General features: G+C 64.8%; 11 protein-coding genes. 3 read left to right on the top strand and 8 right to left on the bottom strand.

Annotated features, from left to right (window positions below; all coding sequences use genetic code 11):
* Positions 1-109 precede the first annotated feature (109 nt).
* From ACODSK_RS20815 to ACODSK_RS20790, 6 genes are all read right to left on the bottom strand, one after another.
* Positions 110-841 carry a fimbrial biogenesis chaperone gene (locus ACODSK_RS20815; RefSeq protein WP_489018802.1) on the bottom strand — a complete coding sequence of 244 codons (732 nt, stop codon included), beginning with the start codon at positions 839-841 and terminating at the stop codon, positions 110-112.
* Positions 842-859: 18 nt separating this feature from the next.
* Positions 860-2035 carry a hypothetical protein gene (locus tag ACODSK_RS20810; protein WP_489018801.1) on the bottom strand — a complete coding sequence of 392 codons (1176 nt, stop codon included), beginning with the start codon at positions 2033-2035 and terminating at the stop codon, positions 860-862.
* Positions 2035-4545, bottom strand: a complete 2511-nt coding sequence (locus tag ACODSK_RS20805; protein ID WP_489018830.1) for a TcfC E-set like domain-containing protein — start codon at positions 4543-4545, stop codon at positions 2035-2037. Before ACODSK_RS20805 ends, ACODSK_RS20810 begins: the two co-directional genes overlap by 1 nt.
* 130 nt (positions 4546-4675) lie before the next feature.
* Positions 4676-5158 (bottom strand): CS1 type fimbrial major subunit, encoded by a 483-nt coding sequence (locus tag ACODSK_RS20800; RefSeq protein ID WP_489018799.1) that lies wholly within the window; start codon positions 5156-5158, stop codon positions 4676-4678.
* Positions 5159-5418: 260 nt separating this feature from the next.
* The gene (locus tag ACODSK_RS20795; RefSeq protein WP_489018797.1) at positions 5419-6720 is read right to left on the bottom strand and encodes an ATP-binding protein; all 1302 of its coding nucleotides are present in this window, start codon (positions 6718-6720) and stop codon (positions 5419-5421) included.
* 9 nt (positions 6721-6729) lie between these two features.
* On the bottom strand, positions 6730-7431 hold the full coding sequence (locus ACODSK_RS20790) for a response regulator (RefSeq protein ID WP_489018795.1): 702 nt from the start codon (positions 7429-7431) through the stop codon (positions 6730-6732).
* Between the two features lie 160 nt (positions 7432-7591).
* Here ACODSK_RS20790 and ACODSK_RS20785 point away from each other — a divergent pair, with 160 nt between their 5' ends.
* The 3 genes from ACODSK_RS20785 to mobA all read left to right on the top strand — a co-directional run bounded on the left by ACODSK_RS20785 (position 7592) and on the right by mobA (position 12688).
* A complete protein-coding gene (locus ACODSK_RS20785; protein ID WP_489018793.1) occupies positions 7592-8770 on the top strand; it encodes an efflux RND transporter periplasmic adaptor subunit in 1179 nt (392 codons plus the stop codon).
* A gap of 11 nt (positions 8771-8781) precedes the next feature.
* Positions 8782-11913 carry a multidrug efflux RND transporter permease subunit gene (locus ACODSK_RS20780; RefSeq protein WP_489018792.1) on the top strand — a complete coding sequence of 1044 codons (3132 nt, stop codon included), beginning with the start codon at positions 8782-8784 and terminating at the stop codon, positions 11911-11913.
* Between the two features lie 199 nt (positions 11914-12112).
* Positions 12113-12688 (top strand): molybdenum cofactor guanylyltransferase MobA, encoded by a 576-nt coding sequence (gene mobA / locus ACODSK_RS20775; RefSeq protein WP_489018790.1) that lies wholly within the window; start codon positions 12113-12115, stop codon positions 12686-12688.
* Positions 12689-12691: 3 nt separating this feature from the next.
* Here mobA and ACODSK_RS20770 read toward each other — a convergent pair whose 3' ends face one another.
* Both ACODSK_RS20770 and ACODSK_RS20765 read right to left on the bottom strand, forming a co-directional pair.
* On the bottom strand, positions 12692-13144 hold the full coding sequence (locus tag ACODSK_RS20770; RefSeq protein ID WP_489018788.1) for a MarR family winged helix-turn-helix transcriptional regulator: 453 nt from the start codon (positions 13142-13144) through the stop codon (positions 12692-12694).
* A complete protein-coding gene (locus ACODSK_RS20765; protein ID WP_489018787.1) occupies positions 13141-13671 on the bottom strand; it encodes a hypothetical protein in 531 nt (176 codons plus the stop codon). Before ACODSK_RS20765 ends, ACODSK_RS20770 begins: the two co-directional genes overlap by 4 nt.
* Positions 13672-13928 lie beyond the last annotated feature (257 nt).

Here is a 13928-nt window from a genome sequence, read left to right as displayed (position 1 = left end):
ATAGCAGCAAAGTGCCACTACCTTTGGCAGCAGAAGTATCGGTCGCCAGACCGGTGCATGTGCACCGGACAATTCCTGCGATAGCGACGGAAATTTCCGAACGTGCAATTCAGCCCTTGATCTCTACGCGGCGCCGCTCTCCTCCCTCGATCAGTTCGAAGCGATAAACCCGCCCCGCTACCCGCGCGAACGAGCGCTCCAGGCCAGGGCGGATATGGTGCTTGGTGGCCACCGCGCACTGCTTGCCACTGCGATCGCAGTCGTTGAAATGGTCGAGGACCACGGTGGCACTGCCCTGGTTGCTGACCCGGAACTGGCCGTCCAGCTCGCTGATGTCGGTGCGGTATTGGGTCTGCTGCGGACGAATGAACAGTAGCGAGCCGTAGCCGGCGAGGATGTTCACCCCGGCCTTGAGCTCCTGCTCGTAGCGCTGGGCTTCTTCATCAGTGATGGCAAACCCGTCGCCGTGTTCCGGCAGCACCGGGACGAAGCGCAGGCGGAAATAGCGCTCCCGCTCGCGTTCGCCGCGGTACAGCAGGCGCACCGCCTGCATGCCGCCAGCCGGCACGATCAGCCGGGCCGGGCTGGCGATCAGTGGCCGGTCGCCCACCGGCTGGTTGTCGTGGGACACCTCGCGCGGCGCGCCCTGCCCGTCATAGACCAGTTCGACCACGCTGACCTTGACGAAGGCCGTGGTGTCACCGAGGTTGCGCACGCGCTTGAGCAGGGTGCTGGAGCCGTCGTCGAGGTAATCGTAGAGGCCGCCGACGTTGATCTGCGGGCCGGCCTGCGCGGTGCCCGCCAGCAACGTCAGGAAGACACAGAACAGCAGGGTTTTCATGGTGCAGCTCCTTAACATCTAGAAATCGGCATCGAAGACGACGGTGACATCGCCTTCGTATCGCGCGCCGGGGTAACGGGTCATTTCGCCGACCGCCGCCTTGTCCACCTGGAAGTGCAGGCTGCCGCCACGGCTGATCGCCGGTTGCGTGGCCTCCATCTCGATGGCCGTGGCTTCGCCCACCGGTAGCGGCAGGCGGCTGACCTGCTGGCCGTTGTGCAGGATCACGTTGGGCAGGGTCAGCGCGACCTGCACCGGCACCTGGTGGTCGTTGGCGTCGTTGCGGATCGCGCACTGCCCGGCCAATGGGTATTCGCAGCGGGTGTGCACGGTGAACGGTCCGGACGACCAGATGCGCAGTGGCAGGTCGCGGTACAGACGCTCGGGCAGTTGCTTGTGGTTCAGCCAGCGGGTCCAGCCGCCTGGTGGCTCCAGCACCACCCGGTCGGAACCGGCGGGGAAATCGATGACGAAGGCATGGACCACGTCCAGCTCGAAATTGATGGTCAGTTCGCTGGTGTTGAGGTTGGTAACGTCGTTGCCAAAGTCGAAGTCGGCGCCCGGACCGACCTGGTAGCTGGTCTGGCCGCGATACAGGCCCTGCTTCATGCGCAACGGCGACGGGGTGACCAGGCGGTAGGCCACGCCGAAGTCGCGAATCTGGACATTACGCACCAGCCCGGGAGAGCCGGGGCTGCCGATCGGGTAGCAATAATCCGGACTTGCCGGGTTTCTCACGCTCCATAGATAGGAAGCCCAGCTACCGGCTCCCAGGGTAAACAGATAGCCGCAACCACCCCTCACGTACAAAGTGAATACCGGGTTGTTGTTGGGCGCATCGACGTGCTGGCTGATGGCGAAGATTTCGAACGTCAGCTGATACGACTCGCCGGTCAGTTCATGGCTGACCGTGATCGTGCGCCGGGCGGGCACCTTGATGTAGAACAGATCGCGGTGATCGGGGGCACTGTGGGTGGTTTTCTTGTCGTAGGTGATCGGTAGCCCGACGGTTTCCACGCCGTTGCAGTAGTGTGGCCATTGTCGACAGAAGGCCGCCTGGGGCGTGGTGTTGGTGAATTCGTTGCCATTGCGGTACTGGGCGGTGATGGTCACCTCCGTCGCCTGCACGGGCGGCGCCCAGTACAGGACCAGGGCCACCAATGCCGCGCGGAACAGATAAGAGTTGCGCAGCATCACGCTTCGCCTCCGTTTGCAGGGTTGGGAGAAGCAGCCAGGCTATCCGGCGAGCAGACCTGGTCGCCCACCAGCAGGACATCGTCCTGGCGCTGGATGCCGGTGTTCAAGCTGAGCAGGCACAGACGCTGGCCACCCTGGCGGATCTCCAGGGTCGGCGTCGATTCGCTCATTTCCACGGCGAAGAAACCGTCGGCCTCGCTGACGCTGCGACTGGCGTGGTTGATGACCATGGCCCCGCGCAACGGCTGGCCGTGGTGGTCGAGCAGGCGGCCGAGCACGGTCACCGTGCGCATCACCCGCAGCACGCGGTAATCGACCCCGCCACGGTTGAGGTGATAGGTCAGCGACGACGGCTGGATCACCGCCGCGGGCACGCTGCCGTCCTCGAAGTCCAGCTGCACGCTGCCGGACTTGTAGGCGCTTACCGGAATCACGTTGCGCCCCGGGCGCAGCACGCTGGCATGGCCGTCGAGGTCGTCGACGCGCAGTTTGAGGTCGGGGAAGTCCGATTCGACATCGACGATCAGCCCGGCATCGTAGGGAACGTATTGGCCGCTCAGGGCAAACTTGCCGCCGCCCACGGCCAGCGTGCTTTCCAGGTTGAGGCCGGCGCTGACCTGGTTGTTGTACGAGGAATTCTGCACATAGGCATCGCCATACAGGGCACTGTTCTCGAATTGCGCATTGGCTGCGAACGACGCGCCGTAGCGATCGCCGTTGACCGTCCCGCCCACGCTGCGCAGGGTGCTGCCGTCGAGGTCCTGCTGATAGGTCACGGAACTGGTCAGGTCACGTCCGCCATCGCGCGAGGTGCGCGAGCCGATGCTGCCGGAGATGCGCTTGCCCGGGCCGCCGAGGCTCATGCTCAGGCTGAAGGTGACGCCGCGGTTGCGTTGGTTGCCGCTGCTGGGATTGCCTGGCCGGTCGAACAGCGCGACGCGCCAGTTGGCGTCCGAGCCCATCAGTTGGCCATATTGCGACCAGCCCAGGTCCAGGGCCATGCCGCTGTTGCTGTAGCCTCCGTCGCTCTGGCTCAGGCGCAGGGTCGCGGTACTGCGGCGCGTGACGCGCTGGCTGATGGACAGCGATGACTGGCGCAACTCTCGGGTGCGGGGCTGCTCGCGGTCATACGGGTAGCCGAAGTCGTCGAAGCGACGCTGGCGCGGATAATCCAGCCAGGAGCGGTTGTGACTGACGACCACGCTGCCCGACTCGTGGTGCCAGACTCCCTGCAGATCGTAGCCATTGCCTTGCTCGTCGGTATGGAACAGGTTGCCGAAGATCTTGAAGCGGTCCATCACATCCCAGTCCAGCGAGGTGCCGTACTGCATCTGCCCGTCGATGCGCTGCGCCGACCCGCCGACCACCATGCGCGGATGCAGCAGGTAGTTGGTGATGACCCCGGCGGCAAAGCCACCGTACTCCTCGTCGTCCCAGTTGCTCAGCAGTTCGCTCTGCTTGCCCAGGTACAGGTTGTAGCGCCACGGCGAGGTGCTGTTGCTCCAGTTGTTGGGCTTGTAGATGAATTCCTGGTTGCGCGAGGTGACCTGGCCGTCCTCGATCAGGCGCACTTCCACTTCATAGATGCCGCCTGGCAGCACCCGAGTGTCAACGGTTTGCAGGCCGGGTTGCACCGGCTGGCTGTTGATCAACTGGCCGTTGCGGTAGATCTCGACGATCCCCGGGCGGTTGGGGGTGACATGGATCGGCGTGGCGCTGGCCTTGCCGTTGTCGATTGCCAGGCTGTCGCTGCTGCCGAGCATCAGGCCGAGGGTGGTGTCAGGGCTGTTGCCCAGCAAGCGTGGCTGGCGGCTCATGGCCTGGGCGCCCGGGGTGAAATAGCCCAGGCGGAAGAAAGTGTCCTCGTGCACCTGTTCGGCGAACAGTTCGTCGACCCGGTGACGGGTTTGCGGGCGGTCTTCGTTGCTGCGATCGACCTGGGCTTCGGCCACGGTGGTCCAGTTGCCGACGCTGCCCTGCCCACGCAAGGCGTAGCGGCCGACGGTTTCCTGGCCATCACGGCTGAGGTTGAGCTGGTTGCGCAGGAGCGCGCCGCGGCTGCCCTGCTCCGGCAACTGGTGCCAGGCGGCCTGCTGGTCGCGTTCGACGTTGCGGGTCAGGATCGATAACTGCGAGTTCACCAGGCTGTAGTGCACGGCCACCAGGTCCAGGGGGCAGGCCTTGACGCAGTTGCCCAGGGCCTGTCCGGCCTGCAGCGCCTCGCTCCAGCGCTGGCGCACGGTTTCCGGTTCATGGCTTTCGTGGGTGTCGGTGAATTCCAGCAACTGAACCCGCTCGTCACGGCTGAGTACCACCATGGCTTCGCCGAGCAGACGACCGTCAAGGTCGACCCGCACGGCCAGGGGTACGTCGAAAAAGTGTTCGTCGAATTCCTTCGGCAATCCTTCGGCCTGCCGCAGGATGCCAAGCTGACTGGTATTCCCCGTCTCTTCCCTGGCGCTGACGTCGGTCAGCCAGACGGCGGCCACGCAGCAGCCCACCGCCATTCGTATGGATGTCGCAAGAGACATGTGTGATTGCTCGTAGCGGATGGAGGCAACACCAACCACCCCCGGCCCGACATGGGGAGCGCCGGCCCGGGGACGATTGGAAAGGGAGAACGGACGTGAGCCGGGTTTACTCGGTGGTGGTCTCGAACATCATGTTGACCACGCCGAGGTAGTTGCCCGGGGTGTAGCCCCCGGTACCTGCGGCCTTGGCCGCCACTTCGAAGCCGACGATGGCACCGGGAGCGGCCTGCTCCTCGCTGATCACCTCGGCGGAGGTCAGGGTCAGGGCCTTGCCGGCAACGCTGACATCAAGACCGATGGTATCGGCGCCGCTGGTAATGGTTGCCGGGTTGAGCAGGTAGGCCGAGATCGGTCCGGTGGTGCTGCGTACCTGAAGTTGCTTGCGGATCGGTTGCAGGGTTTGCTGGAACGAGTTCCAGGCCATGTCCTGGGGCTCGTTCATCCAGTTGCCGCCTACCGGCTCGACGTAGAAGCTTTCGGTGGGGATGGTGGCGGTTACGGTGACCTGTTTCTCGATCGGGTCGGCGGCGACGGCGGTACCGGCCGCGATCATCAGTGCCAGTGGGAGGGCGAGAACGCTGTATTTCATGACCAATTTCCTTGTTGGGAGGCAAATATTCCGGATGCCCTGCGCGACATCGATCAGTCTCTGTCGACTGTGCGATGTCTCGCAGGACGAGGCGGATTATTCGCCAGCAAGGTAAATGGCTTACATCAGACATATCCCAGCGAGACGAGGAAATTTCCCACCGGACTGCACCGAAAGGTGGCACGGGACTACCCGAGGGGCAGTAGGACCTGTGGCAATAGCCACTGATCCAGGTCGTCAATACGTCTAGAACACAGCTTTCAGCCCGGATTCCCTGGCAGGAAGATGCTGAACCGCGCTCCGCCCAGCGGCGATTGCTCCACCCAGAGTCTGCCGCCCTGACTCTCGATCACTCGCCGACTGATCGCCAGACCCAGGCCGAAGCCGCCGGTAGCCCGGTCGCGGCTGCGGTCGAGGCGATAGAACGGCTGGAAGATCTGCTCGCGCTCCTGCTCGGGAATACCGATGCCGTCATCCTCCACGGTAATCAGGCAATTGCCCTGTTCGTCCAGGCTCAGGTCCAGCAGCAAGCGTCGATGGCAATAGCGCATGGCATTGCGGATCAGGTTCTGGATCGCCCGGGCGGTCATGCGCGGGTCGAGGGCGAAGCGTTGCTCGGCCCCACCCCGCACTTCCCAGCAGATATCCCGGCTGTCCAGCTCTTCGGCAAAGCTGCCGAGAATGCTGTCGACGAACTCCAGCAGCGACACCTCGACCTGCTCCACCGGCTGCCCCGGCGTCTGCAGACGGCTATAGGACAGCAGTTCGAGCACCAGCTCATCCAGTTCGCGGACATGCCCGACCAGTTGCATCAGGCGCTTGCGGCTGGCCGCCGGCAGCTCGTCGTAGAGCAGCACCAGGCCGAAGTCCAGGCGGGTCAGCGGCGTACGCAGTTCATGGGAAACCGCGTTGAGCAGTTCGCGCTGCTGGGTCAGCAGTTGCTCCAGGTCCTGGGCCATGGTGTCGAACACTGCCGCCAGAGCGCCGATGTTCGAGCGCGGGGAAATCAGCGTGCGTTCGGAGAGCTGCCCCTGACCGAGCCGCTGCGCGGTGGCCTGGAGCCGTTGCAGGTCGCGCCAGTGCGGCCACAGCCAGAGCAACAGGCAACCGAGCAAGGTGGCACCGATCAGCACGGTGATGCCCCACGACAGCAGGTTGATGTCGAACGGATCCGGCGGGTTGCGCAGAGCGACGACCCAGTTGCCGTCCAGTGGCGCGATGGCGGTTTCGTAATAGCCCCAGTCGCCCAGGCGCACCACGTTCTGCCCGGAATCGAGGCGGCTGCGCTCTTCAGCCCCCAGATCAAGCTGGTCGCGGCTGCGCAGCTCGATCGACAGCGGTGCGAAATCCGCCGCCAGTTCCCGTGCTACCTGCGGCCACTCGCTCTCGGGCGCCTGGCGGAACTGCTTGACGATCAGGCTCTGCACGCCCCGGGCCTGGTCGAGGTTGTAGGCGATGTAGCGGTCGTAGAACAGGTGCAGGATGGCGTCCGGGATCAGGAAGATGCCCCCGGCGTAGGCAATGATGGTCAGCAGGTACAGGCGAATCAGGATCTTCAGCATGGCCCGGCCTCAGACCTCCCATTCCACGCGGCTGAACAGGTAGCCCTTGCCCCACACCGTCTTGATCTTGCGTGCCTCGCCGGCGTTGTCGTCGAACTTGCGCCGCAGCTTGGAGATCGCCACGTCCACCGAGCGGTCGGTGCCGTTGAACTCGATGCCGCGCAGGTGCTGGAGGATATGGTCGCGGCTGAGCACCGTGCCGGCATTGCGTGCCAGCACCACCAGCAGGTTGAACTCGCCGCTGGACAACTCCACCGGCAGGCCGCGCCAGGTCACGGTGCGCTCGGCCAGGTCGATGCACAGGCCGCCGATCAGCAGGCGGTCGCTCTCCAGATGCGGCTCGGCGATGCTGCTGCGGCGCAGCAAGGTACGCACCCGGGCCAGCAGCACCCGTGGTTCGCAGGGCTTGGCGACATAGTCGTCGGCGCCCATTTCCAGGCCGAGGACCTGGTCATGGCTGTCGTCGCGGGCGGTGAGCATGAGGATCGGCAGGGTCTGCGATTCGCCGCGCAGCAAGCGGCATACCTGGAGACCGTCGAGGCCGGGCAGCATCAGGTCGAGGATCACCAGGTCCGGCTTGTCCCGCCTGACCTGCTCCAGCACCCGGTCGCCACGGGCGATGACGCTGACGGTAAAACCGTTGCGTTGCAGGTAGCTGGCAATCAGCTCGGACAGGGCGCAGTCGTCTTCGACCAGGAGAATGTTGGGCATGGCTCGGCTTGATCTGGTGGGCAGGAAAAGTCGGCAGGATATAGAACCGGGAAAGGTAAGAAGTTATTTCTTCACACTTTTTAACAGACGTTCTACAGAGCTTCACAGCCGCTGGCGGCGCGCCTGCGTACCATGCGCTGGTCATTTATGGAAGATCCCTATGTTTCCTTCAAGCCCCGCCCGTCTGCGCCTTCTTCCCCTCGCCGCCACCTTCCTCCTGCTTGCCGCCTGCGGCGATGAAAAAGCCGGCGAAGAAGCGCAAATGCCCACGCCCAACGTTTCGGTGGAAACCGTGCAGGTCCAGGCGCTGGCGATCAGCAGCGAACTGTCCGGACGCATCCAGGCGCCCCGGGTCGCCGAAGTGCGGGCGCGGGTCGCCGGTGTGGTGCTCAAGCGCGAATACCGCGAAGGCAGCGACGTGAAACAGGGCGATGTGCTGTTCCGCATCGACCCGGCGCCGTTCCAGGCCGACTACGACAGCGCCCGGGCGACTCTGGCCAAGGCCGAGGCGACCCGCTACCAGGCGAAGTTGCAGGATGAGCGCTACGCCGAACTGATCGCCATCAACGCCGTCAGCCGCCAGGACCACGACAACGCCCGCGCCGCCGCGATGCAGGCGGATGCCGATGTGGCCGCAGCCAAGGCGGCGGTCGAACGGGCCAGGCTCAATCTCGGCTATGCCACGGTCACCGCGCCGATTTCCGGACGTATCGGCCGTGCCCTGGTCACCGAGGGCGCGCTGGTCGGGCAGAACGAAAGCACTGCCCTGGCGACCATCCAGCAGCTTGACCCGATCCATGCCGACGTCACCCAGTCGACCCGCGAAATCAACGCCCTGCGCCGCTCGCTGCGGGCCGGCGAATTGCAGCAGGTCGGCCAGGATCAGGCCCGGGTCACCCTGATCCAGGATGACGGCACGCCCTACCCGCTCCCCGGCAAGCTGCTGTTCTCGGATATCGCCGTGGACCAGAGCACCGGCCAGATCACCCTGCGCAGCGAGTTCCCCAACCCCGACCTCGACCTGCTGCCGGGCAGCTTTATCCGCGTGCGCGTCGAGCAGGCCGTACAGCCCAAGGGCATCAGCGTGCCGCAGCAGGCCATCCTGCGCGACAGCGCCGGCCAGCCACGGGTGCTGGTGGTCGATGGCGAGCAGCGCATCGTCGAACGCGCGGTGGTGCTGGGCGCGGCGCAGAACAACCGCTGGATCGTCAGCGATGGACTGACCCCGGGCGAGCGCGTGGTCACCGAAGGCCTGCAACACGTCAAGGCCGGTGACCAGGTGCAGGTCACCCCTGCCGCCATCGCCAGCCAGCCCATCGTCCAGACTTCCGGCCAGTGAGGGCCTGATCCATGCCACGGTTTTTCATTGATCGCCCGATTTTCGCCTGGGTGGTCGCGCTGTTCATTCTCCTCGCCGGCGCCCTGGCCCTGCCCAAGCTGCCGGTGGCCCAGTACCCCAACGTCGCCCCGCCGCAGGTGGAGATCTACGCGGTCTACCCTGGTGCCTCGGCGCAGACCATGGACGACAGCGTGGTCAGCCTGATCGAACAGGAGCTCAACGGCGCCGACCACCTGCTGTATTTCCAGTCCCAGAGCAGCCTGGGCAGCGCCACCATCACCGCCACCTTCGAGCCCGGGACCAACCCGGAGCTTGCCCAGGTCGATGTACAGAACCGCCTGAAGATCGTCGAGTCGCGCCTGCCGCGGGCGGTGACCCAGCAAGGCCTGCAGGTGGAAAAGGTGTCCACCGGCTTCCTCCTGCTGGTGACCCTCAGTGCCGAGGATCCGCGTCTCGATGAAACCGCGCTGAGCGACTTTCTTGCGCGCAACGTGATGAACGAGATCCGTCGCCTGCCCGGTGTGGGCAAGGCGCAGCTGTACGGTTCCGAGCGGGCCATGCGCATCTGGATCGATCCGGCGAAGCTGATTGCCTTCAACCTCACCCCCGAGGACGTCAACACCGCCATCGCCGCGCAGAACGCCCAGGTCGCCCCCGGCAGCATCGGCGACCTGCCCGGCCGTCGTGGCCAGGAGATCACCGCCAACGTGCTGGTCAAGGGCCAGTTGTCGAGCCCGGAAGAGTTCGCCGCCATCGTCCTGCGCGCCAACCAGGACGGCTCCAGCGTGACCATCGGCGATGTCGCCCGGGTCGAGATCGGCGCCCAGGAATACCAGTTCGGTACCCGCCTCAACGGCAAGCCCGCCACCGCCTTCAGCGTGCAACTGGCGCCCGGCGCCAACGCCATGCAGACCGCGACCCTGGTCCGCGAGAAGATGGACGAACTGTCGCGCTACTTCCCGCCGGGCGCCCGGTACGACATCCCCTACGACACCTCGCCCTTCGTCAAGGTCTCGATCACCCAGGTGATCCACACCCTGGGCGAAGCCATGGTCCTGGTGTTCCTGGTGATGCTGCTGTTCCTGCAGAACATCCGCTACACCCTGATCCCGACCCTGGTGGTGCCGGTGGCGCTGATGGGTACGTTCGCCGCCATGCTCGCCCTGGGCTTCTCGATCAACGTCCTGACCCTGTTCGGCATGGTCCTGGCCATCGGCATCCTGGTGGACGACGCCATCGTCGTGGTGGAAAACGTCGAACGGATCATGATGGAAGAAGGTCTGCCGCCGAAGGAGGCGACGCGCAAGGCCATGGGCCAGATCAGTGGCGCCATCGTCGGCATCACCGTGGTGCTGGTGGCGGTGTTCCTGCCGATGGCTTTCATGAGCGGTTCGGTGGGGGTGATCTACCAGCAGTTCTCCATGTCCATGGCGGTGTCGATCCTGTTCTCGGCGTTCCTTGCCCTGAGCCTGACCCCGGCCCTGTGCGCCACCCTGCTCAAGCCGGTGGCCAAGGGCGAACACCATGAACGACGCGGCCTGTATGGCTGGTTCAACCGGCGCTTCGACGCCATGAGCAATGGCTACCAGCGCTGGGTGGTGCATGCCCTGGCCCGTACCGGGCGCTATCTGCTGGTCTACGCCCTGCTGTTCGGCGCCCTGGTGTTCAGCTTCAGCCAGTTGCCGTCGTCCTTCCTGCCCACCGAAGACCAGGGCTACACCATCACTGACGTGCAATTGCCGCCGGGGGCCAGTCGCGAGCGCACCGAACAGGTGGCGGCGCAGATCGAGGCGCACAATGCCGGCGAGCCGGGCGTCGGCAATACCACGGTGATCCTTGGCTTCAGTTTCTCCGGCAACGGGCAGAACGCCGCGCTGGTGTTCACCACCCTCAAGGACTGGTCGGAGCGCGCCGCCGATGACGCTGCGGCGGCCATCGCCGAGCGCGCCACCATCGCCTTCAGCCAGTTCAAGAACGCCATTGCCTATTCGGTATTGCCGCCACCGATCGACGGCCTGGGCACCTCCACCGGCTTCGAGTTCCGTCTGCAGGACCGTGGCGGCCTGGGCTACGCCCGGCTGATGGCGGCCCGCGACCAGTTGCTCGCCGCGGCGGAAAAGAGCCCGGTGCTGGTCAACGTGCGTGAAAGCGCGCTGGCGGAAAGCCCCCAGGTACAGCTGGAAATCGACCGCAAGCAGGCCAATGCCCTCGGCGTGTCCTTCGCCGATATCGGCACGGTGCTCAATACCGCGGTGGGTTCCAGCTACGTCAACGACTTCCCCAACCAGGGCCGCATGCAGCGGGTGGTGGTGCAGGCTGAGGGCGACAGCCGCAGCCAGGTCGAGGACCTGCTGCAGATCCATGTACGCAACAGCAGCGGCAAGATGGTGCCCCTGGCCGCATTCGCCAAGGCGCAATGGGTCTCCGGGCCGGTGCAGTTGACCCGCTACAACGGTTATCCGGCGATTGCCGTTAGCGGCGAACCGGCACCGGGGCACAGTTCGGGCGAAGCCATGGCAGAGATCGAGCGCCTGGTCAGCGAACTGCCGCTGGGCTTCGGTCTGGAATGGACCGGGCTGTCGTTGCAGGAGCGTTTGTCCGGTAGCCAGGCGCCGCTGTTGATGGCGCTGTCGCTGCTGGTGGTGTTCCTGTGCCTGGCGGCGCTGTACGAAAGCTGGTCGATTCCGACCTCGGTGTTGCTGGTGGTACCGCTGGGTATTCTCGGCGCGGTGCTGGCGGTGACCCTGCGTGGGCTGCCCAACGATGTGTTCTTCAAGGTCGGCTTGATCACCCTGATCGGCCTGTCGGCGAAGAACGCCATCCTCATCATCGAATTCGCCAAGAGCCTGGTGGACGACGGGCATGATCTGGTCGACGCCACGGTCCGCGCGGCGCGCCTGCGCTTGCGGCCGATCGTGATGACCTCGCTGGCGTTCATCCTCGGCGTGGTGCCACTGGCCATCGCCACCGGTGCCAGTTCGGCGAGCCAGCAGGCGATCGGCACCGGGGTGGTCGGCGGCATGCTCAGTGCGACCCTGGCGGTGGTGTTCGTGCCGGTGTTCTTTGTGGTGGTGATGCGGGTGAGTGGGTATCAGAAAAAGAAAGCCGGAGCTGTTTTGCCTGCGGGCGAGGCGAGCTCCTGAGGATATCCGTTGGGCTTGCTGGCCTCATCGTCGGCAATGCCGACTCCCACAAGGATCTCGGTTTACCTCAGGATCCAGGCCGAACGCGGTCACTGTGGGAGCTGGCCTTGCCAGCGATGAGGCACTTGAACACAACAAAGTTGAAACCTGCCTGCTGCACATGGGAAGGTGACCGCCTTGTGAACCGGAACCCCGCCCCATGACTACCCACCTCCCCCCCTGCTCCATCCTCATCCTCGCCGGCGGCCGCGGCCAGCGCATGGGCGGGCGGGACAAGGGCTTGCTGGAATGGCGTGGCGAGCCCCTGGTCGCCCATCTGCACAAGACGCTGCGGCCTCTGAGCGACGACCTGATCATCTCCTGCAATCGCAACCAGGATGCCTATCGCCCCTACGCCGATACCTTGGTGCAGGACGCCGAAGGCGATTTTCCCGGCCCCTTCGCCGGGGTGCTCGCCGGCCTGGCGGTCGCCCGGCATGACTGGCTGCTGGTCCTGGCCTGCGATGCACCGCGCGTCGACCAGGCCCTGGTCGAGGCGTTGCTGAGCCTGGCCAGCGACCCACAAACCCCAGTGATGGTCCGCCAGGGCCAACATTGGCAACCCATGTTCAGCCTGGTCCCGCGCGCACTCACACCCACACTTTCAGCCGCCTGGGAAAGTGGCGAACGCAGTCTGTCGTGGGTGTTGCGTGGCGGGCCCTTGCTGGCGCTGGAGTGCGCCGAAGACGATCCCCGGCTGGCCAATTTCAATACCCCGGAGTCGCTCGATCCGTAAACCTCAACGTAATCGCGAGCGGATCTGCTTGCAGGTGTCGAGCATCTGCTGGCGATTGCCGGGCTCCAGGCCGAGCTTGCCGTTCATGCAGTCGAACAGTTGCGCGGCTTCGAGCTTGAGGGCCTTGCCCTTGTCGGTCAGCAGGACCTTGCGCCGGCGCCGGTCGCCGGGGTCGAGGTAGACGCTGATAAAGCCCGCATCACTCAGGCGGCGGATGATCGGCGTCAGGGTGCCGAGGTCGAACAGGGTCACTGCGCTGAGGGAGCTGATGGACATGTCGTCCTCGCCCCACAGGCCGATCAGCACCAGCAACTGCGGGTAGGTCACGCCATGCCGGCGCAGCGGCTCGCCATAGTCGCGGACCATGGCATTGGCGGTGGAATACAGGGTGAAGCACAGCATTCTGTCGAAATCGAAGGTCGGTTCTTCCATAAGCGTCTCTCGTGCGGTGCTCATGCAGCCACCGCGGCTTGCTCATTGCGTGCCAGGTCCCGTAGCGAGACGAGATCCACTCGCCCGCTACCCGTGCCGGGCATCATCGGTTTGACAGTGACTCCCACCGGGACCGGCCAGGTGGCAAGGCCATCCGGGCAGTGCTCCAGCAGCTCGCCGACATCCGCTGTCCGCTGGTTGGGATCCACCACTTCCATCGCGCGGTGGCCATGGGCCGCCGCTGCCCTGTTTTCCGCCATCAGGCAAGCGCAGCGCTCACCTTCGGGCAGGCCGTACAGGGAAAAGGCATGGGATTTGAAAAACAGGCTGCTCATCCTTGATATCTGTCGGCGTGATCCCGGTGTGCCGTAGGCAACCGGATGCCGCTCGATGCTGTCCTTGCAAGAGGCAGGCCCGCTGAAAGCCTGCTCCACTACCGGGGTGGTCCCGGCGGCCACGGTCATGAGCATCTGATACAGACCGTAGTGCGTGGACAATGGCAGGCAGCACAGGATGTTGTCAGTGACTTCACAGGCCAGATTACTGCGCAACGAGTCCAGCCCGGGACTCTGTTCTGCCTGGCCAGCAGCGGGTGCGCCGGGCGCCTGCGAACGGATGAGGTCGCTGCCTGGATGCGGTTCAATGGGACGACCTTTTTGGTTTGCGCGAAAAGTAAATACTCAGGTCACATGAAATATCGCGAAATGTGAACCAGGTCCGTTTTTTCGCAAGATTGCCCCATTCCGAAAAATATAGCCAGATGCCATTGCGGCGAATAAATGGCGCCAGAAAACGGCAGGAAGCCCGT

Source organism: Pseudomonas sp. FG98, from assembly GCF_057808595.1.
This window is presented reverse-complemented; position numbering and strand designations above follow the sequence as displayed.